Source organism: Parazoarcus communis (assembly GCF_003111665.1).
Lineage (GTDB): Bacteria > Pseudomonadota > Gammaproteobacteria > Burkholderiales > Rhodocyclaceae > Parazoarcus > Parazoarcus communis_B.
The window spans coordinates 656,611-677,575 of the sequence record NZ_CP022188.1; the positions used below are offsets into that span (position 1 = coordinate 656,611).

The 20,965-nt window shown below is 62.5% G+C and carries 19 protein-coding genes and 4 tRNA genes; 9 read left to right on the forward strand and 14 right to left on the reverse strand.

The annotated features are described in order from the left end of the window. Positions 1 to 119 precede the first annotated feature (119 nt). The 11 genes from rplL to CEW87_RS03125 all read right to left on the reverse strand — a co-directional run bounded on the left by rplL (position 120) and on the right by CEW87_RS03125 (position 5,154). Positions 120 to 494: a 50S ribosomal protein L7/L12 gene (rplL, locus tag CEW87_RS03075; protein WP_108949542.1), complete on the reverse strand. Its 375-nt coding sequence runs from the start codon at positions 492 to 494 to the stop codon at positions 120 to 122. A gap of 37 nt (positions 495 to 531) precedes the next feature. Beyond that, positions 532 to 1,032 carry a 50S ribosomal protein L10 gene (rplJ, locus tag CEW87_RS03080; protein WP_108949543.1) on the reverse strand — a complete coding sequence of 167 codons (501 nt, stop codon included), beginning with the start codon at positions 1,030 to 1,032 and terminating at the stop codon, positions 532 to 534. A 232-nt stretch (positions 1,033 to 1,264) separates the two neighbouring features. Continuing rightward, complete coding sequence (gene rplA, locus CEW87_RS03085) at positions 1,265 to 1,960, reverse strand: 50S ribosomal protein L1 (protein WP_108949544.1); 696 nt, start codon at positions 1,958 to 1,960, stop codon at positions 1,265 to 1,267. 2 nt (positions 1,961 to 1,962) lie between these two features. Further along, the gene (gene rplK, locus CEW87_RS03090; protein WP_108949545.1) at positions 1,963 to 2,394 is read right to left on the reverse strand and encodes a 50S ribosomal protein L11; all 432 of its coding nucleotides are present in this window, start codon (positions 2,392 to 2,394) and stop codon (positions 1,963 to 1,965) included. A 107-nt stretch (positions 2,395 to 2,501) separates the two neighbouring features. Next, the gene (gene nusG, locus CEW87_RS03095; RefSeq protein ID WP_108976895.1) at positions 2,502 to 3,035 is read right to left on the reverse strand and encodes a transcription termination/antitermination protein NusG; all 534 of its coding nucleotides are present in this window, start codon (positions 3,033 to 3,035) and stop codon (positions 2,502 to 2,504) included. 2 nt (positions 3,036 to 3,037) lie between these two features. Continuing rightward, positions 3,038 to 3,385 carry a preprotein translocase subunit SecE gene (gene secE, locus CEW87_RS03100; protein ID WP_108949547.1) on the reverse strand — a complete coding sequence of 116 codons (348 nt, stop codon included), beginning with the start codon at positions 3,383 to 3,385 and terminating at the stop codon, positions 3,038 to 3,040. 26 nt (positions 3,386 to 3,411) lie between these two features. Then, a tRNA-Trp gene (locus CEW87_RS03105) sits at positions 3,412 to 3,487 on the reverse strand. A gap of 63 nt (positions 3,488 to 3,550) precedes the next feature. Further along, entirely contained in the window at positions 3,551 to 4,741 is a 1,191-nt protein-coding gene (gene tuf / locus CEW87_RS03110; RefSeq protein ID WP_108971395.1) for an elongation factor Tu, read from the reverse strand. Positions 4,742 to 4,819: 78 nt separating this feature from the next. Then, a tRNA-Thr gene (locus CEW87_RS03115) sits at positions 4,820 to 4,894 on the reverse strand. Between the two features lie 27 nt (positions 4,895 to 4,921). Next, positions 4,922 to 4,995, reverse strand: a tRNA-Gly gene (locus CEW87_RS03120). A 74-nt stretch (positions 4,996 to 5,069) separates the two neighbouring features. Next, positions 5,070 to 5,154: transfer RNA gene (locus tag CEW87_RS03125), tRNA-Tyr, on the reverse strand. Between the two features lie 174 nt (positions 5,155 to 5,328). On the opposite strand from CEW87_RS03125, the gene CEW87_RS03130 reads away from it, so the two are divergent. Both CEW87_RS03130 and CEW87_RS03135 read left to right on the forward strand, forming a co-directional pair. Further along, positions 5,329 to 5,967 (forward strand): LysE family translocator, encoded by a 639-nt coding sequence (locus CEW87_RS03130; RefSeq protein WP_108971399.1) that lies wholly within the window; start codon positions 5,329 to 5,331, stop codon positions 5,965 to 5,967. Between the two features lie 39 nt (positions 5,968 to 6,006). Continuing rightward, positions 6,007 to 7,818 (forward strand): ABCB family ABC transporter ATP-binding protein/permease, encoded by a 1,812-nt coding sequence (locus CEW87_RS03135; RefSeq protein ID WP_108971400.1) that lies wholly within the window; start codon positions 6,007 to 6,009, stop codon positions 7,816 to 7,818. Positions 7,819 to 7,872: 54 nt separating this feature from the next. Here the strand turns inward: CEW87_RS03135 and xdp1 are convergent, their stop codons facing one another. Both xdp1 and prsT read right to left on the reverse strand, forming a co-directional pair. Beyond that, the gene (gene xdp1, locus CEW87_RS03140; protein ID WP_108971401.1) at positions 7,873 to 8,640 is read right to left on the reverse strand and encodes an exosortase-dependent surface protein XDP1; all 768 of its coding nucleotides are present in this window, start codon (positions 8,638 to 8,640) and stop codon (positions 7,873 to 7,875) included. Positions 8,641 to 8,780: 140 nt separating this feature from the next. Then, a complete protein-coding gene (gene prsT, locus CEW87_RS03145; RefSeq protein WP_159098067.1) occupies positions 8,781 to 11,588 on the reverse strand; it encodes an XrtA/PEP-CTERM system TPR-repeat protein PrsT in 2,808 nt (935 codons plus the stop codon). A 270-nt stretch (positions 11,589 to 11,858) separates the two neighbouring features. Between prsT and CEW87_RS03150 the strand changes: the two genes are divergently transcribed. The 3 genes from CEW87_RS03150 (at position 11,859) to CEW87_RS03160 (ending at position 15,528) form a co-directional block, all read left to right on the forward strand. Further along, positions 11,859 to 13,598 carry a cation:proton antiporter gene (locus CEW87_RS03150; protein ID WP_108971403.1) on the forward strand — a complete coding sequence of 580 codons (1,740 nt, stop codon included), beginning with the start codon at positions 11,859 to 11,861 and terminating at the stop codon, positions 13,596 to 13,598. Between the two features lie 68 nt (positions 13,599 to 13,666). Continuing rightward, entirely contained in the window at positions 13,667 to 14,557 is an 891-nt protein-coding gene (locus tag CEW87_RS03155; protein ID WP_108971404.1) for a transporter substrate-binding domain-containing protein, read from the forward strand. Then, entirely contained in the window at positions 14,554 to 15,528 is a 975-nt protein-coding gene (locus CEW87_RS03160) for an asparaginase (protein WP_108971405.1), read from the forward strand. Before CEW87_RS03155 ends, CEW87_RS03160 begins: the two co-directional genes overlap by 4 nt. Here CEW87_RS03160 and cysB read toward each other — a convergent pair. Beyond that, on the reverse strand, positions 15,525 to 16,466 hold the full coding sequence (gene cysB, locus CEW87_RS03165; RefSeq protein WP_108949554.1) for an HTH-type transcriptional regulator CysB: 942 nt from the start codon (positions 16,464 to 16,466) through the stop codon (positions 15,525 to 15,527). The genes CEW87_RS03160 and cysB overlap by 4 nt on opposite strands. A gap of 183 nt (positions 16,467 to 16,649) precedes the next feature. On the opposite strand from cysB, the gene CEW87_RS03170 reads away from it, so the two are divergent. The 4 genes from CEW87_RS03170 to cysD all read left to right on the forward strand — a co-directional run bounded on the left by CEW87_RS03170 (position 16,650) and on the right by cysD (position 20,672). After that, positions 16,650 to 18,329 carry a nitrite/sulfite reductase gene (locus CEW87_RS03170; RefSeq protein WP_108971406.1) on the forward strand — a complete coding sequence of 560 codons (1,680 nt, stop codon included), beginning with the start codon at positions 16,650 to 16,652 and terminating at the stop codon, positions 18,327 to 18,329. Then, positions 18,322 to 18,861 carry a DUF934 domain-containing protein gene (locus CEW87_RS03175; protein ID WP_108971407.1) on the forward strand — a complete coding sequence of 180 codons (540 nt, stop codon included), beginning with the start codon at positions 18,322 to 18,324 and terminating at the stop codon, positions 18,859 to 18,861. The genes CEW87_RS03170 and CEW87_RS03175 overlap by 8 nt, the downstream gene beginning before the upstream one ends. After that, positions 18,858 to 19,640: a phosphoadenylyl-sulfate reductase gene (locus tag CEW87_RS03180; RefSeq protein ID WP_108971408.1), complete on the forward strand. Its 783-nt coding sequence runs from the start codon at positions 18,858 to 18,860 to the stop codon at positions 19,638 to 19,640. The genes CEW87_RS03175 and CEW87_RS03180 overlap by 4 nt, the downstream gene beginning before the upstream one ends. Before the next feature lie 117 nt (positions 19,641 to 19,757). Continuing rightward, positions 19,758 to 20,672 carry a sulfate adenylyltransferase subunit CysD gene (gene cysD, locus CEW87_RS03185; RefSeq protein WP_108949557.1) on the forward strand — a complete coding sequence of 305 codons (915 nt, stop codon included), beginning with the start codon at positions 19,758 to 19,760 and terminating at the stop codon, positions 20,670 to 20,672. Positions 20,673 to 20,965: the final 293 nt, after the last annotated feature.

Genomic DNA, 20,965 nt, shown 5'->3' on the forward strand with positions numbered 1-20,965 from the left:
TGATAGACACTTTTACGCGCAGAAAATTCGGGGACGCTTTGTTCTGTCTTCGTGCTTAGTACAAAGCACGAAAGGGCTGGTGCTCATCACGAGCGCCAGCCCTGCAGCGAAAGCGAGACTTACTTGATCTCGACCTTCGCGCCTGCATCTTCCAGTTGCTTCTTCAGCGCGTCGGCGTCAGCCTTCGACACGCCTTCCTTCACAGCCTTCGGAGCGCCGTCGACGACGTCCTTGGCTTCCTTCAGGCCGAGGCCGGTAGCAGCACGCACGACCTTGATGACCTCAACCTTCTTGTCGCCGGTGGCAACGAGGATCACGTCAAATTCGGTCTGCTCTTCAACAGCAGCGGCGGCAGCGCCAGCGCCCGGTGCAGCCACGGCCATGGAGGCAGCGGAAACGCCAAACTTCTCTTCGAACGCCTTAACCAGGTCGTTCAGGTCCATCACGGTCATCGAGCCAACGGCTTCGAGGATGTCTTCTTTGCTGATTGCCATTTAAATCACTCCAAAATCGAAACTTTTCAGAAAACGGTCAGGCGGCCGCTTCTTCCTCGCGCTTCTTGGCGAGGGCGGCGAGCGTGCATGCAAAGCCGGTAACCGGCGCCTGCATGATGCCCAACAGCTTGGCGAGCAACTCTTCGCGGCTCGGAATCGAAGCCAGGGACTGAAGGGCGGCCTTGTCGAGCGTGTTGCCCGCATAGGAACCGGCTTTCAGAACCAGCTTGTCATTCGTCTTGGCGAAGTCGTTGAGCACCTTGGCTGCGGCGACGGGATCTTCCGAGATGCCATAGATCAACGGACCGACCAGCTGGTCCGACAACCCGGCAAACGGGGTTTCGGCGATCGCACGACGCACCAGGGTATTCTTCAGCACACGCAGATAAACGCCAGCTTCACGGGCCTTGGAACGCAGCACAGTGAGGTCACCCACTTCCATGCCGCGATACTCGGCCACCGCGATAGTCTGGGCGTTGGCTACTTGTGCCGACACCTCTGCCACTACGGCTTTCTTATCATCGAGATTGAGACTCACAGGCCTTTCCTCCTTTCAAGTCAACACGTGAATCGCACTGCGATTCACACCCACGGCGACCTGGATCAGGAGTACGACTGAAGCATCAGCCAAAATCCTGTTCTGGGTTCACCGTCTGCGCAGGCCGCCCGAGGGCTGATTAGACGCTTGCCGAGGCAAGCGCACCTGCGGTCTTTGACGATCCGTCCGGCACCGAAGCACCGGAACGGCCCAAAGTTAGTGACTCCGCAGCTTAGCTTGCGGAGGTATTCGTTTCGATGCGCACACCGGCGCCCATCGTGCTCGACAGGGCCATACGGCGCAGATACACGCCCTTGGCAGCTGCGGGACGAGCCTTGACCAGCGCATCGACAAAAGCGTTGAGGTTCTGCTGCAGCGCTTCAACACCGAAGGATGCACGACCGATGGTGGCGTGCACCAGACCACCCTTGTCGGTACGGTACTGAACCTGACCGGCCTTGGCGTTCTTGACTGCAGTGGTGACGTCCATGGTCACGGTGCCAACCTTCGGGTTCGGCATCAGACCACGGGGGCCGAGAATCTGACCCAGCTGACCGACGACGCGCATTGCATCGGGGGTCGCGATACACAGATCGAAGTCGATGTTGCCAGCCTTGACCTGCTCGGCGAGGTCGTCGAAACCGACGACGTCAGCACCGGCAGCGCGGGCGGCTTCGGCCTTGTCGCCCTGGGCGAACACAGCCACGCGAACCGACTTGCCGGTACCGGCGGGCAGCACCACGGATCCACGAACGACCTGGTCCGACTTGCGTGCATCGACACCGAGGTTAACAGCCACGTCGATCGACTCGTCGAACTTCGCGGTTGCGCATTCCTTGATCAGCGTCAGCGCTTCGGCAACGGGGTAGACCTTGTTGCGGTCGACTTTGGCGCGGAGCGCCTGAACTCGCTTGGAAATCTTAGCCATGATTAGAGGCCCTCCACGGTGATGCCCATGCTGCGCGCGGAACCGGCGATCGTACGCACGGCGGCTTCCATGTTTGCAGCGGTGAGATCGGCCATCTTGGTGGTGGCGATTTCCTCGATCTGCGCACGGGTGACCGAACCGACCTTGTCGGTATGCGGCTTCGGCGAACCCTTCTGGATACCGGCGGCCTTCTTGATCAGAACCGTGGCCGGCGGCGTCTTCATGATGAAGGTGAAGCTCTTGTCAGCGAAGGCGGTGATCACCACCGGAATCGGCAGACCGGGTTCCATGCCTTGAGTCTTGGCATTGAAGGCCTTGCAGAATTCCATGATGTTCAGACCGCGCTGACCCAGCGCCGGACCGATCGGGGGACTGGGGTTGGCCTTACCGGCCGGAACCTGCAGCTTGATGTAACCAATAATCTTCTTTGCCATTGCGGCTTGCTCCTGTGATGAGTGCTAGCGCGCCGACGATGCCGACGCTCCTCGCATTGCCCGCGTGAACGGGCAATGGCGGGCGCATGGCGCCCGCCTTTGAACGCTCAGGTCTTCTCGACCTGGGCGAAATCCAGTTCTACCGGCGTCGAACGACCAAAAATGGTCACCGCCACCCGCAGCTTGCTCTTTTCGTAGTTCACGTCTTCGACGGCGCCATGGAAATCCGTAAATGGACCTTCCTTGACCCGAACGACTTCACCGGCCTCGAACAACACCTTCGGACGCGGCTTCTCGACGCCTTCCTGCATCTGCTGCATGATCTTGTCGACTTCCTTCTCGGTGATCGGAGAAGGCTTGTTCGCCGTACCACCGACAAAGCCGGTGACCTTGGGCGTCGACTTGACCAGATGCCAGGATTCGTCGTTCATTTCCATTTCCACGAGCACGTAGCCCGGGAAGAACTTGCGCTCAGTAATGCTCTTCTGACCGCCCTTCATCTCCACCACTTCTTCGACCGGCACCAGAATCTGCCCGAAAGCATCCTGCATTCCGGCGCGGGTGATGCGGTCAACCAGCGCACGCTGAACGGACTTTTCGAAGCCCGAATAAGCGTGCACAACATACCAGCGCTTTGTCATGATCATTTCCAGCCCAGAATCAGGTCGTACAGAACCCACTCCAGACTCTTGTCGGTCAGCCAGAGGAAAAGTGCCATTACCACAACGAAGGCGAAAACCAAGCCGGTCGTCTGTACCGTTTCCTTGCGGCTCGGCCAGACCACCTTTTTCGTTTCGGTAACCGCCTCACGTGCGAACTCAACAAAGCGGCGACCCGCTTCGGAGTACCAGGCAACGACCAGACCAGCGCCCAGACCTGCAAGAACACTCAGGACACGGAGTACCAGAGCCTGCTCTGACAGGAGGTAAAAGCCGACCACGCCGGCCGCAACCAATGCCAGAGCCAGCGCGAACTTCAACTTATCGGCCATCGAGGTAATGACTTCCGGAAAAATTATGGCAGGGGCAGAGGGAATCGAACCCCCAACCTTCGGTTTTGGAGACCGACGCTCTGCCAGTTGAGCTATACCCCTGCAGCAGAGACTACAAAGCGCATCCTTTCGGACGCGCTCCTGATCGATCAATCGCCGAGGCGATTACTCGATGATCTTGGCGACGACACCGGCGCCAACAGTACGGCCACCTTCGCGGATTGCGAAGCGCAGACCTTCTTCCATGGCGATCGGGGCGATCAGCTTGACGGTGATCGACACGTTATCGCCCGGCATGACCATCTCGGTACCTTCCGGCAGCGTGATCGAACCGGTCACGTCCGTGGTACGGAAGTAGAACTGCGGACGGTAGTTCGCGAAGAACGGGGTGTGACGACCGCCCTCTTCCTTCGACAGAACATACACTTCACCCGTGAAGTGGGTGTGCGGCTTGATCGAACCCGGCTTGCACAGCACCTGGCCACGCTCGACGTCTTCACGCTTGGTGCCGCGCAGCAGCACGCCAACATTGTCGCCAGCCTGACCCTGATCGAGCAGCTTGCGGAACATCTCAACACCGGTGCAGGTGGTCTTGACCGTGGCCTTGATACCCACGATTTCGATTTCTTCACCAACCTTGACGACACCGCGCTCAACACGACCGGTCACCACGGTACCGCGGCCTGAGATCGAGAACACGTCTTCGATCGGCAGCAGGAAGGGCTTGTCGATTGCACGCTCAGGCGTCGGGATGTAGCTGTCAAGCGCAGCAGCCAGTTCGAAAATGGCCGGCTCGCCGATCGGCGACTGGTCACCCTCGAGCGCCTTCAGCGCCGAACCCTTGATGATGGGCACGTCGTCGCCCGGGAAGTCGTACTTGGACAACAGTTCGCGCACTTCCATCTCGACGAGCTCAAGCAGCTCTTCGTCGTCGACCATGTCGCACTTGTTCAGGAACACGATGATGTACGGAACACCAACCTGACGCGCCAGCAGGATGTGCTCGCGGGTCTGGGGCATCGGACCGTCAGCGGCCGAACACACCAGGATCGCGCCGTCCATCTGCGCAGCACCGGTAATCATGTTCTTCACATAGTCAGCGTGACCCGGGCAGTCAACGTGAGCGTAGTGACGATTTTCGGTTTCGTACTCGACGTGTGCGGTGTTGATCGTAATACCGCGTGCCTTTTCTTCAGGCGCGCTGTCGATCGACGCATAGTCCTTGGCCTCGCCACCGAACTTCTTCGACAGAATCGTCGTGATTGCCGCCGTCAGCGTGGTCTTGCCATGGTCAACGTGACCAATGGTGCCAACGTTTACGTGCGGCTTCGTACGCTCAAACTTACCCTTAGCCATATCGATACCTTTTAATCAGAATCAGAAATTTCGAAGCGATGACTCCGACACCGTCACGCTTGACGAGGCAGATAGATGTGGTGCCCTTGACGTGGATTGAACACGTGGCCTCTCCCTTACCAAGGGAGTGCTCTACCACTGAGCTACAAGGGCGCCGAAACCTGTACTACAACAAACTGCTGGAGCGGGTGAAGGGAATCGAACCCTCGTCATAAGCTTGGAAGGCTTCTGCTCTACCATTGAGCTACACCCGCACATGCCAAACGCCAGCTGACTCTCTACAACCGCTTCGCGTGCCGCAATCTACAACAGCACAACGAAATGTGCTTGGTGGAGGGGGAAGGATTCGAACCTTCGAAGGCAGAGCCGTCAGATTTACAGTCTGATCCCTTTGACCGCTCGGGAACCCCTCCAAGCGCGAAGCCACGCACTATAGTGGCGGTTTCCCGGCTTGTCAAACCATTCTGCAAAAAAAGTTTGAAATAGACGCTCTGCGGACATCTGCCGTTCGCCGACGCGTTCTTCGTACCGGATTGACGCAGGACTCCGGCGACCAACAGAATGGCCCGATCGAACAGGAACAGCCCATGCCCGCCTTTGACACCCTTGCCGCCTTTCTCGCCGTCTCTGTCCTCATTACGCTCGCTCCCGGGCCAGACAACCTCATGGTCCTGGGGCAGAGCCTTGCGCGCGGCCGCGCCGCCGGGTTCGGCATCGCGGTGGGATGCGCGCTGGGGTGCTTCACACATACGCTGTGGGCAGCGCTTGGCGTGAGTGCGGCACTGGCGTCGTCTCCGACCGTGTTTGCCGCCCTCAAACTGGCGGGTGCCGGCTATCTGTGCTGGATCGGCATCCAGACCCTGATCAACGCACGTGTTGCGCAGGTCGTGCGCAATGGCGACGGCACGCCCGCCCCATGGGCGAGCCAGGTGCGCAGGGGCTTCATTGCAAACGCCATCAATCCGAAAGTCGCGCTCTTCTTCCTCGCTTTCCTGCCACAATTCGTGCGCGCGGAGGACGGCGGAGCAACCGCACAGATGATCGCGCTCGGCGCGGTCTTCGCGTTACAGACCATCTTCGTGTTCGGTGCGATTGCATACGCAGCAGGGACACTCGGCAGGGCGCTGGCGCGCCATGGACGGGCGAGCATCTGGCTCGAGCGCATGGCGGGCGTGCTCTTCATCGGGCTGGCCGCAAGGCTCGCGCTGGACGATCACACGCTGTAGTCGCGCCCTCCCGATCACACAACAGGACCACCCCATTCAATGAGACGCGCCTCCGCGACCGCACTCCCCGCCCCCGAAACCGGCGAACGCAGGGACTGGCAAACGATCAAAAATCTCATGCCCTTCATCTGGGCGTACAAGTACCGGGTGATCTTTGCCCTTTCGTGCCTGCTGGCAGCCAAGGGCGCCAACGTCACAGTTCCGATCACCTTCAAGCATCTGATCGACGCACTGACACTGACCGATGGGCAGGCCCTCATCGTGGTTCCTGCAGCAGTGCTGCTGGCTTACGGCGTGCTGCGCTTTTCCACGTCGCTGTTCACCGAGTTGCGGCAGATCGTGTTTGCACGGGTCACGCAGCAGGCTGTACGCGAGATCACCCTGCAACTGTTCCGTCATCTGCACGCCCTCAGCCTGCGCTTCCATCTCGAGCGCCAGACCGGCGGCCTCACCCGCGACATCGAACGCGGCACCCGCTCCATCAACTCCCTGATCAGCTACACCCTGTACTCGATTCTGCCCACGCTAGTCGAAATCGGCCTCGTCATGGGCATCCTGCTGGTGGAGTACGACGCCGTGTTTGCGCTCATCACGCTGGCGACCCTGACGGCTTACATCATCTTCACGGTCAAGGTCACCAACTGGCGGACAGCGCTGCGGCGACAGGCCAATGAGCTCGACTCGGCCGCCAATGCGCGGGCCATCGACAGCCTGATCAACTACGAAACGGTGAAGTACTTCAACAACGAAGCCTACGAGGCCGCCCGGTATGATCAGGAGCTCGCCAAATGGACGTCGGCGCAGATCACCAACCAGTATTCACTTTCGGGACTCAATGTCGGGCAGGCCGCGATCATTGCGGTCGGGGTAACGGCGATGATGTGGCAGGCGGCGACCCGGGTCGCAAGCGGCGCAATGACCATCGGCGACATCGTGCTGGTCAATGCCTTCATGATCCAGCTCTATATCCCGCTCAATTTCCTTGGAATGATGTATCGCGAGCTGCGTCAGGCACTCACCGACATCGAGCGCATGTTCGGGCTCATGCACGAGCACCAGGAGATCGCCGACGCGCCCGATGCACTCACCCTGCCGCCCGGGCCGGCGAGCGTGCGCTTTGAGCACGTCGGCTTTGCCTACGATGCCAAGCGCCCCATCCTGCACGACCTCGATTTCGAAGTACCCGCCGGGCGCACGGTCGCCATCGTCGGACACTCGGGGTCAGGCAAATCGACGCTTGCGCGCCTGCTGTACCGCTTCTACGACGTGCAGTCGGGCGCCATCCGGGTCAACGGTCATGACCTGCGGCAGCTCACCCAGGACAGCCTTCACGCGGCGATCGGGATCGTTCCGCAGGACACCGTGCTGTTCAACGACACCCTGTTCTACAACATCCAGTATGGCCGTCCGAGCGCCAGCCGCGAAGAGGTCGACGCCGCCGCGCGCGCCGCCCAGCTGACCGAATTCATCCAGCGCCTGCCCGACGGTTACGAAACACGCGTGGGCGAGCGCGGACTGAAGCTCTCGGGCGGCGAGAAGCAGCGCGTCGCCATCGCCCGCGCCCTGCTCAAGAATCCCGCGATCCTGATTTTCGACGAAGCCACATCAGCCCTCGACTCGAAAACGGAAAAAGCCATTCAGGCGCAGATCGAACTGGCCGCGAGCGGCCGCACCGCACTGGTCATTGCACACCGGCTCTCGACCGTCATGAACGCCGACGAGATCATCGTGCTTGATCAGGGCTGCATCGTGGAGCGCGGCAGGCATGGCGCACTGCTCGCACGTGCGGGTGCCTACGCGCAGATGTGGATGCTGCAACAGCAGGAGGAAGGCGAGCAGGCCGCAGACTGAGTCAACGAAAAACGGCGCCCCAACGGCGCCGTTCTGGATGATGCATTGCTCGGCTCAGCGCTCGGACTTGCGACGGCGCATGCCGATCAAGCCCAGCACACCGAGCCCTGCCAGCGCGAGTGAGCCCGGCTCGGGAACCTTGTTGTCATGCGACGGCGGCTTCGCGCTCCCCCCAACACTGGCGACCTTCATGTAGTCGTAATAGTTGTTGCTGCCATACCCGACCGAGGTGCCGCTCACCGCGCCCGCACCGATTAGCCAGAAACTGGAATAGGTCGCGCCGGGACTCAGCGTATAGCCTCCCTGACCGCTACCGCCATAGTTTCCGACCAGCGTCCATCCGCTGCCGAGCGACAGCAGATCGGAGTAACTCTTGCCCGTCAGGTCGCCGCTGAACGCAGTTGATCCGGTGTATGCAAGAACGAAGAAGTCAGAGCGCCTGCTATCGTTGTTGTATACCCAACCCAAGCCAACGGAATCAAGCTGGACATCCGCGCCGAAATCCAGCAGCACGGATTCGAACTTGTCCTTATTGTCCATCGCATGATTCGGACTCGCAGACGACTCGCCACTGTACTGAACGCCGACCCCATTCCAGCTCTCGATGTAGCCCTGAGCAAGCGCACTGCCCGAATTGGTGCCGCTCCAGCCTGTGACGGTGACAGACGGCCCCCCCACGGGATTACTCGTTTGCGAAGCGGAGCTCGTCTGGCTACAGGCAAAACTCCCGCAGCTCAAATCCCAGTTCCAGGCGGCCGACGCAGCCCCACTGAAGCCCGAAAGCCCCGACACAAGAAGCGCAACTGCAGTGTAATTTTTCATTTTGGGGTCCTCTACGTTTAGGCAATTTCGAGCAAAATTCGCGCCAGAACTCAGGTTCTTATATTTTTCAACAACTTAAATTCGCAACAAAACACAACAAAAGTGCCGATGTAAAATTTTTCGACATTTATTGCGTTTCCTTAGCGACTGACCTTGCGCAGCAGTTCGCGCGCCTCCGGCTCACCGTCAAAGACCCGCCCATTTGCGAGGGCGGATTCGAGTTCCCGCCGTGCCTCTGCCTGCTTGCCTATTTGTGCCAGCACGTAGCCGAGATGCCATTTGATATCTGCGCTGTCGGGCATGCGCAAGCGGGCCTCACGCAAATGAGGCAATGCCTCGTCGAAGCGCCTTTCCCGCGCGAGCGCCCAACCCAGCGTATCGCGTGCATTTCCGCTTTCCGGCGCACGGGCGACCGACTGCTCGGCCATCGAGATTGCAGCCGGGTCGCGCAACTCGATCAAGACATTGGCAAGATTGTTATAAACGCTGGCATCGGCACCGTCCTTCGCCACGAGCTTCATGTACTCGCTCTTCGCTGCGGGCCAGTCTCGCGCCTGCGCGTGGAGGTCGGCCAGCGCCCGTCTGGCCAGGTCGTCGTCCGGGTGCGTCTTGAGCCACTGCTTGAGCAGGGGGGCCCCGCCTTTCGGATCACGCTGTGCGATGAAGACATTGACCTGCCGCAGCACGGACTCGGTCGAAGGTGTCAATGCAAATGCCTGCCGATACGCGTCTGCCGCCGCCTTGAAGTCCTTGCGCGCGAGGGCGATGTCGCCCGCCAGCAGGAGTCCCTTTGCGTTCGAAGGGTGTGCGGCGCGCAGCGCGGCGACCCGCTTTTCGGCTCCGTCGAAGTCCTTCGTCGCCAGGGCCGCCTCGGTCGCGAGGATCATCGCGCCAGCATCCTTCGCCCGCCCCTGAAGGGCCTTTTGTGCGCTGTAGGCTGCGCCGCCGAGGTCAGACGCTGCCAGCTGCAGATAGCCAACCCTGACCAGCGCAGCCGGATCGTATTCGGCCAGGCGCGTCATGTCCTTGAGCACCTGCTGCGCAGCCTTGAGCGCACCGACATCGATCTCGGTGCGCGCAAGCGCGTCAAGCACGGCCAGATCGTCTCGCTGCCGAACCGAGAGCGCACGAGCGGCATCCCGGGCGCCCAGCTTGTCACCCGTGGCCGAGCGCAGTTCGACTAAACCCAAGCCGATTTTCGCGTCACTGGGCTGCTCTGCTGCGGCCTTTTCGCTCCAGCGCAGCGCCTCATCGAGTCGGCCCGCACGCCGCTCGAGCAAGGCTGATTCGTACATCGCAGTCGCATCGCGCCTGTTGGCACGCAGGATCTCGGCGTACACTTTCCTGGCTTCGGCGAAACGCCCCTCCTCAACATCGAGGCGCGCAAGATTCAGGCGTGCGGACATGAAACCCGCATCGTGCTGCAGGGCCGCCGTATAGGCGAGACGCGCGCCGGCAAGGTCTGCGCTCGCTCCTTTCACGACCCCCAGCAGGTTGAGCGCCGCCGGGTTGCGCGGAAGGGCGTCATTCAGACGCTGCGCAACGGTGAGCGCCATCTTGATGTCGCCTTGGCGCATGTACAGGTTCGCAAGCGGCATTGCGAGCGTAAGGTCACCGGGCGCCTTGTCGAACGCGGCCTGCAGATTGCCGGCCGCAGCGTCCGACTTGCCCTCACCCAACTGGCTGAAACCCAGGGATGCCTGCAAACCCGCATCGCTGCCACCGAGTGCAAGCGCGCGTTCGAGCGGGCCGGAAGCCTTGGAATACCGCTGCTGGCCGAGATAGGCCCGGCCAAGCAGGTGCAGCGCCTGGGGATCGTCCGGCTGCGCCCGCAGCACATGCTCCAGCAGGCTTATCGCGCGTGGATAATCAGCAGTATCGACATAAACGGCAGCAAGCAGCTTGCGCGCCCCCACATTGCGCGGATAGCGCGACGTCAGCACATCAAGGTACTTGCGTGCCTTTTCATACTGCCGCCCGGCGTGATGTGCCAGCGCACCGGTCATCAGCAGCTGCTCCTGGCCGGCAACCCATTCCGCTGGCAGCGCATCGACCAGCCGTGCGACGTTTTCGAGATGCGAAGCCGCGGCCTGCGTATCACCTCGCCGGCCAGCAAGCAGCGCACGCAGATACGCTACACGGGGCTCCGCCGGCGCGAGCGCCGCGAGCGCGGTGAGATCCTTGTCGGCCTCCGGATCACGACCAAGATCGATCAGGATGCCGGCGCGCGCCACGCGCGCATCCAGGTAGTCGGGCTGCACCGCGATCGCCCGTTCGTAGTCGCTGAGTGCATCCGCCAGCTTTCCTGCCGCATGTGCAACCGAGGCACGCGCATTCAGCACTTCAGCGCTGCCCGGCGCCAGCTCGACTGCGCGACTTGCCATGTCCCGGGCAGCCGCCTCCTTTCCCGCAGCGAGCAGAACCGGCACTTCGGCCACCAGCGGCATGACCGAAGCGGGGTCGATCGCACGTGCATCGGCGAAGGCGCTCGTGGCCTCGGCAGGCTTGCCCAGCGCAGCGTAGGCCTTGCCTCGCAGCACCAGCACTTCGAGTCGCGTCGCAGCAGGCAGGCCGTCTGCGGGAATGGCGTCGATCAGCGCCTGAGGCCTGCCCTGCATCAGATAGATCCGTCCCAGCGGCACCGCCACTTCCGCACGATTCACTCCCAGTTTCAGCGCTTCGCGAAACGCCACCTCGGCCGGCCCCACGTCGCCATCTGCGAGATAGGCTTTGGCCAGCAGCAGATGCGCAGCGAGCATGTTTCGATCCTGCTGCAACGCGTTCTTGAGCTGAATGATCGCGCCCGGCAGATCCTGTTTGCTGAAACGGGACAGACCGTCCTCGTAGTACCGGCTCGCCTCGACCGTGTCCGCCTGAACCGGAAGCGCCAACGCCAGAAGCAGCGGCAAAGCCGCAATTCGAATGGAACGGGAAAATCGGCTGTTCATGACTCGCAGGGCATCCGGAGTAAGGTGATCAGATACGTAATGTATGCAGAAAGCGCTAAAAAAGCCGTTAAATCCTCCCTCTGGCGCAGCAATTCCGCATTCAGCCAAGTGCCGCGGCACAAGAAACGACACCAACGTCATACTCCGCAATGCTGCCAGCTTTGATGCGCGCCCCCCCTGAGATGCGTTTCCGCACAGCGCAGCCCCCCGACACACAGCGGGCTTGCATTACACTGCAAGGCACACCAACGACAAAGTCGCAGCACATTCATGGAAGCACACGCCGCCTTCCCGTTCCTGAAGGAGACCATCCTCTTTCTCGCCTTGTCGGGAATCCTGATTCCGCTCCTGGCGCGGCTGCGCATCAATCCGGTACTCGGCTTTCTGGCCGTAGGGACACTCCTTGGCCCTTACGGACTGGCGAGTTTCAGCGAAAGTGCGCCCTGGCTGAGTTACGTCACCTTTTCGCGCCAGGACGACGTCGAGACCCTTGCCGAACTCGGGGTGATCTTCCTCATGTTCATGATCGGACTCGAGATGTCGATCGATCGCCTGTGGTCGATGCGCAAGCTGGTGTTCGGTCTTGGCAGCCTTCAGGTCGGGCTCACTGCGCTCGTGATCGTCGTTGTGGCAGCCTGGTTCGAACATGGCACCGAAGCCTCGGTCGTGCTCGGTCTCGCGCTGGCCTTCTCGTCAACCGCCATCGTGATGCAGTTGCTGATCCAGCGCCGCGAACTGGGCACGCCACTCGGACAGGCGGCCTTTGCCATCCTGCTGCTGCAGGATCTGGCCGTGGTGCCGCTGCTTGTCCTGATCAGCATCCTTGGCGCCAACGACGGCGGCGGCAGTTTCGGCGTGCTGCTCGGGACCGCTGCGGTCAAGGGGCTGGTAACGGTCGGGGTGATCTATCTTGTCGGACGCCGGGTCGTGCGCCCGGTATTCCATCAGATTGCGGCAAACCGCCAGCCTGACACCTTCATGGCGCTCACCCTGCTGTCCACCCTGGGCGTTGCAGCGCTCACCTGGGCCGCAGGACTGTCGATGGCACTGGGCGCGCTGCTGGCGGGCCTGATCATTGCAGAAACCGAGTTCAGGCACGAGGTCGAGGTCACCATCGAGCCCTTCAAGGGCCTGCTGATGGGCCTCTTCTTCCTCTCGGTCGGCATGGGCATCGACCTCCGCGCGCTGGTCGCGGAGCCGCTGTGGACGCCACTGTCCGTGGTCGGACTGATCCTGATCAAGGGCGCCATCATCTTCTTTCTGCTGCGCGCGTTCGGTCTCACCTGGGGACGTGCGGCCGAGGGCGGACTGCTGCTCGGTCAGGGCAGCGAGTTCGCCTTCATCGTGATCGGACTGGCGCTGTCCTTCAACGTCCTGCCGCGCGACACAGGGCAGTTCATGCTTCTCGTGGTCGGCCTGAGCATGCTTGCAGCCCCGCTCGTGGCTCGCCTCGGGAGCATGATCGGCGCCCATTTCGAGCGCCGTCAGGTTCAGCGCGAAACGCTCGATACCGACGAATTCGGTGAGATGCGCGGCCACGTCATCATCGCCGGCTATGGTCGCGTCGGGCAGATGGTCGGGCAACTGCTGGCTGAACAGGGCGTGCCGCACCTGGCCATCGAGAGCGATGCCAAACTCGTCGCACGGCAACGCAAGGATGGCGTGCCTGTCATCTACGGCGACGCCAGCCGGCCCGAACTGCTGCGCCGCCTGCGCCTGGACCGGGCGCAGGCGGTGGTGCTGACGATGGACCATGTCGCCGCCGCCATCCATGCGGTCAAGGGCGTACGCCAGACCATGCCGCACATCCGCATCATCGCCCGTGCGCGCGACGAAAAACATGCACTGGCCCTGCGCGAGGCAGGCGCCAGCTCGGTGGTGCCGGAAACGCTGGAGTCGAGCCTCAAGCTCGCAGGGTCGGTACTCGAAACGCTTGGCGTGCCCTCCGATGCCGCCGCCCGCCTGCTTGAGCAGGAACGCGAACGTCGCATCATCGCGTTCCGGGACTGAGCAGGGCGCACTTCGAGCTTCGTCCGCGAGCGGCTACACTGCAGACCTACCCGAACCGACCCGATCGCATGAACCGCTTCTTCCGGCTTGCCCTCCTGCTGGGCCCGCTTCTCGTCGCTACGGCATCCCTTGCGGCGCCCGGCACGCTCGACCGCATTCAGGCCGAAGGCGTCATTCACCTTGGCTACCGTGCATCCTCCGCGCCATTCTCCTACCTCGACGCAAACGGCAAGGTGCAGGGCTACTCGCACGAATTTGCGCTTCGAATCGTGGAAGCGGTGCGGCGCCATCTCGGACTGAAGAAGATCGAAATAAGGCTGGTGCCGATCACCTCGCAGAATCGCTTCCTGCTGGTCGACAGCGGGCGCATTGACCTAGAGTGCGGCTCGACGACGCACAATCGAGACCGCGAGCGCCTTGCGACGTTTTCCAACACCCTGTTCATCGCTGGCACCCGGCTCCTGACCCGCAGCAACAGCAAGATTAACGATTTCGATGACCTGGGCGGCCAGCGTGTGGTGACCACCGCCGGCACAACGTCGGACCAGTTGCTGTATCGGCTCAATGCCGAACGCGAGACCGCAATGACGATACTGTCGGCACGCGACCACGATGACGCTTTCGCCACCCTGGAGGCAGGACGCGCGAGCGCCTACATGATGGACGATGCGCTCCTGTACGGTGCCCGTGCCAAGGCGGCAAGGCCCGCAGACTGGCACGTCACCGGCAAACCGAAATCCTTCGAGGCCTACGCCTGCATGCTCAAAAAGGGCGATCTCGCCTTCAAGCGTGTCGTCGATGAGGCAATCATCGCGAGCATGCGCAGTGGCGAAGCTGAAAGACTCTATGCGCAATGGTTTACACAACCCATCCCCGCGCACGGCCTGAACCTTGAATTTCCGCTGTCCGATGCCATGCGGGCGCTGTTCAGAAACCCCAACGACGAACCACTCGAATGAATCGCAAGCCCAGCATTGCACTGATCGCCACCGGTGGCACGATCGCAGGCGCAGCGGCGTCAGCAAGCGATACCACGGGTTATGCGGCCGGCGCGATCAAGGTCGCGGCGCTGCTCGAAGCCGTTCCCGGCCTCGAAGCGATCGCAGACATCCAGCCTGAAACGCTGTTCGCGCTCGACAGCAAGGACATGACCCCCGCGCACTGGCTCGCCCTGGCGCGGCGGGTGCAAAGTCTCGCCGAGCAGAGCGACATCGACGGCATCGTCATCACCCACGGCACCGACACGCTGGAGGAAACTGCCTTCTTCCTCCATCTGACGCTCAGCACGGACAAGCCGGTGGTTCTGACCGCCGCCATGCGTCCGGCCACCGCACTCTCTGCGGACGGACCGATGAATCTCTTCTCTGCGGTCAGCGTGGCCGGATCTGCCGGCTTTCGCGGCCTCGGCACCCTGGTCGCCGTCAACGACCGCGTCTTCGCCGCGCGCGAGGTGAGCAAGTGGCACACGCGGGCCGTGGAAGGCGTCGGCTGTCCCGAAACCGGTGCGCTGGGCTGGGCCAACCCGCCGCGTCTGAGCCGCCCATCCGCTGACTTCGACCGCGGCGTGCTGCCCCTGGCAGCCGTCGATGCTGCGCGTTGGCCGCTCGCGGTGGAAGTCTTCTACCTCACGGCCGGCGCCTCGCCCATGCTCCTCGACGCCGCGGTCGACGCCGGGCTGCGCGGTGCCGTGCTGGCCTGTGCAGGCCACGGCAGCCTGCCCGACAGCTGGCTGCCGGCCGTCGAACGCGCGATCGCGAGCGGCTGCGCAGTGGTTCGCGCCAGCCGGGTTGCACAGGGGAGCGTCGGCGCGGGGCATGGCCCTGCGGGCCTGCTCCACGCGGGCACCCTGTCGCCCTCGAAAGCACGTGTCGCGCTGATGCTCTGTCTGGCGAGCGCGGCAGCGGAGCGCTTCGGGGAGATCGCCTCCTAGAGCTGGTAGTTGTCCGCCGTGCCACTCAAGGCCGTTTCGACCATGCGTCGCGTGAGGTGGGGCGCGAAGCCCTCGATGAAGGCGTACACATAACCGCGCAGCCACGCACGGCGGCGCAGTCCGATGCGGGTGGTGCTGGATTCGAACAGGTGGGCGGCGTCGATCATGCCGAGATCGCGGTCCACTGCGGGGTCGTAGGCCATGCGCGCGAGAATGCCGATCCCGAGGTCCATCGCCACATACGTCTTGATCACATCTGAGTCGATTGCGGTCAGCACCAGGTTGGGCTTGAGACCACGCCCGAGAAATGCCTTGTTGATCTGGCCACGTCCGGTGAAGGCGTCGTCGTAGGTGATCAGCGGGTAACGGGCAATCGCCTCCAGCGTCAGCGGCTGCTCCTTCAGGATCGGGTGCCGGGGCGCGGCGACCACACAGCGGTTCCACTGGTGGCAGGGCAGCATCACCAGTTCGTCGTACTCCGAGATCGCCTCGGTCGCGAGCGCGATGTCGGCCGTGCCGTCGAGCACCATCTCGCACACCTGACGGGGGTTGCCCTGGTGCAGCGAGAGCTTGACCTGCGGGTAGCGGCGCATGAAGTCACGGATCACCCGCGGCAAGGCATAGCGCGCCTGAGTGTGCGTGGTCGCAATCGAGAGGCTGCCCGCATGCTCGTTGGCGAACTCCTGGCCGACCTGCTGCAGGTTGTCCATGTCGGCGAGCATGCGCTCGGCAATGCCCAGCACGGCCCGACCAGGCTCGGTCACCGCCACCAGACGTTTGCCATGACGCGCAAAGATCTCGATACCGAGTTCGGCCTCGAGCAGGCGGATCTGCTTGGAGACGCCGGGTTGCGAGGTAAACAGGGCATCAGCGGCATCGGAAACGTTGAGACCACGCCGGGCCACTTCATGGATGTAACGCAGTTGCTGCAGGTTCATGGCAATCTCTAAATAACCAATTCTTCTTAAAGTCTAACGCAAACCCTCTTTATGAACCTAAACATCCCGACTACGATGCAACGCAACATGAGATCGCCCTGCGGCTGCATCCGCCAGGCGCTCGTAAAGCAGATGCAAGGCTGGCCCCGCTAGGGCGGCGCCGACCGCAACCAGAGAGACGTGATGTACCAATACGACGAATACGATCAGCGCATTGTGGATGAACGGGTTGCCCAGTTCCGCGATCAGACGCAACGCTATCTGGCAGGCGAGCTCGGCGAGGACGAATACCGTCCGCTGCGCCTGCAGAACGGCCTCTACATCCAGCGCTACGCACCGATGCTGCGTATCGCCGTGCCTTACGGCAATCTGCGCGCCGAACAGGTGCGCATGCTCGGCCATATCGCACGCACCTACGACCGCGGTTACGGCCACTTCACTACGCGCCAGAACATGCAGTTCAACTGGCCGAAGCTGGAAGATGTGCCGGAGATCCTCGCCCAGCTGGCCACCGTGCAGATGCACGCCATTCAGACCTCGGGCAACTGCATCCGCAACGTCACCTCCGACCCCTTTGCCGGCGTCGCCGCCGACGAGGAGATCGATCCGCGCCCGTGGTGCGAGATCGTGCGTCAATGGAGTACCTTTCACCCCGAGTTCGCCTTTCTGCCGCGCAAGTTCAAGATCGCCGTCAACGGAGCGAAGGAAGACCGCGCGGTCATCCAGGTGCACGACATCGGCCTCGATCTCAAGCGCAACGCCGAAGGCAAGATCGGTTTTCGCGTGCTGGTGGGTGGCGGCCTCGGCCGTACGCCGATCATCGGTGAAGAGATCTCGTCCTTCGTGCCGTGGCAGGACATCCTCAGCTACTGCGAGGCCATCCTGCGTGTCTATAACCTCAACGGTCGCCGCGACAATGCCTACAAGGCCCGCATCAAGATCCTGGTGAAAGCGCTCGGCATCGACGCCTTCCGCAGCCAGGTCGAGGCGGAGTTCGCCCACCTCAAGGACGGCCCGGCCACACTGACCGCTGAAGAAGTGCACCGCGTCGCCGACCACTTCGTCGATCCGTCCTACGAGACGCTGCCGGCATCCGACGCGGGCTACACCGCCCAACTGGCGGCAAACAAGGCATTCGCAGCCTGGGCCAGACGCAACGTGCGCGCCCACAAGCAGCCTGGCTACGCCAGTGTGGTGCTGTCGCTGAAGAAACCCGGCATTGCGCCGGGCGACATCACCGCCGATCAGCTCGACAGCGTGGCCGCCCTTGCCGACGCCTTCAGCTTCGGCGAAGTCCGTGTCACCCACGAGCAGAACCTGGTGCTGGCCGATGTCAGACAGTCAGACCTGTTCGCAGCCTGGGAAGGCGCGCGCAAGGCCGGTCTCGCCACCCCGAACATCGGCCTGCTGACCGACATCATTGCCTGCCCCGGCGGCGATTTCTGTGCCTTGGCCAATGCCAAGTCGATCCCGATCGCCAACGCCATCCAGGCCCGCTTCGACGACCTCGACTACCTGCACGACATCGGCGAGATCGAGATCAACATCTCCGGCTGCATGAATGCCTGTGGTCACCACCACGTCGGTCACATCGGCGTGCTCGGCGTGGATAAGAACGGCCAGGAGTGGTACCAGGTAAGCATCGGTGGCGACCAGGGCAACGACACCTCGCTCGGCAAGGTCATCGGCCCGTCCTTCGCCGCAGACGAAATGCCGGACGTCGTCAGCTCGCTGGTCCAGACCTATACCACCAACCGTCACGACGACGAGCGCTTCATCGATACCGTCCGCCGTGTCGGCGCAGAACCGTTCAAGACGCAGGTCTATGCAGACCGCGAAGAAAGGAAACAAGCCCATGTCTGAGATCATCAAGAACGGCGTCATCCATGAGGATGACTGGACCGTGGTCCGTCTCGCCGACGGCGAGGATGCAGCCACTGCAGAACTGCCCGCCGGCCGCGTGATCGTGCCGCTCGCAGTCTGGCTCGCCCGCCGCGAAGCGCTTGGCGCGCAGGCTGAAGCCGGCGTGCTGGGCGTGTGGCTCGCCGGCACCGAAGACCCGGCGGCTCTTGCCGACGATCTGCTGCGCCTGCAGTTGATCGCGGTCGACTTCCCCAAGTTCGCAGACGGTCGCGGCTACTCCATCGCCACCCTGCTACGCGCCCGCCACGGTTATGGCGGCGAGCTGCGTGCAGTCGGCGAAGTGTTGCGCGACCAGTTCTTCTTCCTGACACGCTGCGGTTTCGACGCGCTGCAGCCGGCCGCCGGTCGTTACACCCCCGAGCAGCTCAAGATCGCACTGGAGAGCTTCAGGGATTTCGCCGAACCCTACCAGGGTGCGGTGGATCGTGCGGAGCCCCTGTTCCGCCGGCTAGCGCGCAAGGTGGCAGCATGAACGCAAGCGTCTCCATGTTGCGCCCCGGCACCGGTGGCGCACCGCGCAACCCGGCCACCCACCCCGAACTCACCCCGGAACTGCGCGAAAGCGTCGTAGCCAAGACCGCTGCGGTCGTTGACCTGCTGCAGGCGGTGGTGGCCGAACTCGGCAGCGAAGGCGAAGTGACCTTCGCCAACAGTTTTGGCGCCGAAGACATGGTGCTCACCGACATCATCCTCAGCCGCAAGCTGCAGGTCGAAATCTTCTCGCTCGACACCGGACGCCTGCCCGCCGAAACCTACAAGCTGATGGGCGAGGTCGAGCAGCGCTATCGCACTCGCCTCAAGGTGTTCTTTCCCGATGCTACCGCGGTTGAACACTACGTTCGCACCGAGGGCATCAACGCATTCTACGACTCCGTCGACTTGCGCAAGGCCTGCTGCCAGGTGCGTAAGGTCGAGCCCCTGCGCCGCGCGCTGGCGGGCAAGAAGGCATGGGTGACCGGTCAGCGCGCAGCCCAGTCCACAACCCGTAGCGGCCTGCCGCTGCGCGAGTTCGACGCGGGCAATGGTCTGGAGAAGCTCAATCCGCTCTCCGACTGGACCGAGGCCGAGGTCTGGGCCTATCTGCGCCTGAACGAGGTGCCCTATAACGCCCTGCACGATCAGTTCTTCCCGAGCATCGGTTGCGCCCCCTGCACCCGTGGCGTTGCCGTCGGCGAGGACGTCCGGGCCGGACGCTGGTGGTGGGAAGACCCAACCTCCAAGGAATGCGGCCTTCACGTGAAAAAGGACTGAACATGTTCACCGTCACCCTGAAGCAACGCTTCCTCGCCGTCCGTGCAGGTCTGCGCGCCGCCCTGCGGGCCCTGCGCATGACGGACGGCGCTCAACTCTCGAAACGGTAAGGCAACGATGTCGACTCTCACCAAACAGACGCTCTCCCACCTCGACTGGCTTGAAGCCGAGGCGATCCACATCCTGCGCGAAGTGGCTGGCCAGTGCGCGAACCCGGTGCTGCTGTTTTCCGGCGGCAAGGATTCGATCTGCCTGCTGCGCCTCGCCGAGAAGGCCTTCCGCCCGGGTCGCTTCCCCTTCCCGCTGATGCACATCGACACCGGCCACAACTACAAGGAAGTGACCGATTTCCGTGACAAGCGCGCCGCCGAACTGGGCGAGCGCCTGATCGTGCGCTCGGTCGAGGATTCGATGGCGCGCGGCACCGTGGTGCTGAAGTCGGCCGATGAGTCGCGCAACAAGCATCAGTCGGTCACGCTGCTCGAAGCCATCGAGGAATTCGGTTTCGATGCGTGTATCGGTGGCGCCCGCCGCGACGAGGAGAAGGCCCGGGCGAAGGAGCGGATCATGAGCTTCCGCGACGAGTTCGGTCAGTGGGACCCGAAGAACCAGCGCCCTGAGCTGTGGAACCTGTACAACGCGCGATCGCACAAGGGCGAGAACATCCGCGCCTTCCCGATCAGCAACTGGACCGAACTCGACGTGTGGCAATACATCGCCCGAGAGCAGCTTGAGCTGCCGTCGATCTATTTCGCCCACACCCGCCCGGTCGTGCGCAAGAACGGGCTGATGCAGCCGGTGACCGACGTGACCCCGGCCAAGCCTGGCGACAAGATCGAACAAGTGCTCGTGCGTTTCCGCACCGTGGGTGACATCACCTGCACGGCGCCGGTTGAGTCCGACGCGGACACGGTGGAGAAGATTCTTGCCGAGACCGCAACCACGACGATTACCGAACGTGGCGCGACGCGAATGGACGATCAGACCTCCGAGGCGTCGATGGAGCAGCGCAAGAAGGAAGGGTATTTCTGATCTGTTGCATGTTCTTTGTGAGTTGCGTGTTGTGCCGGGGTGGCGCACTGGGTGTTTGTTCCGAGGGCTGCGGAACTCGCTGCGCTCAGACAGTCCTCGCCCTCTGCACAAACACCCAGCACACCACCTGAACGTGTGTGCCTGAACCGGGTTAAAGGCAGCGGGGAGCGAGGCGAGAGCAAAGCTTGGTTCGACGTACCGCAGCCTCCCTGCAAAGGACGCTTCTGACTGCGGAGCCATCCGGACAAGAGCCGGGGATGTGTGAGGCATTCGTGGCGAAGGCGAGGACTGTC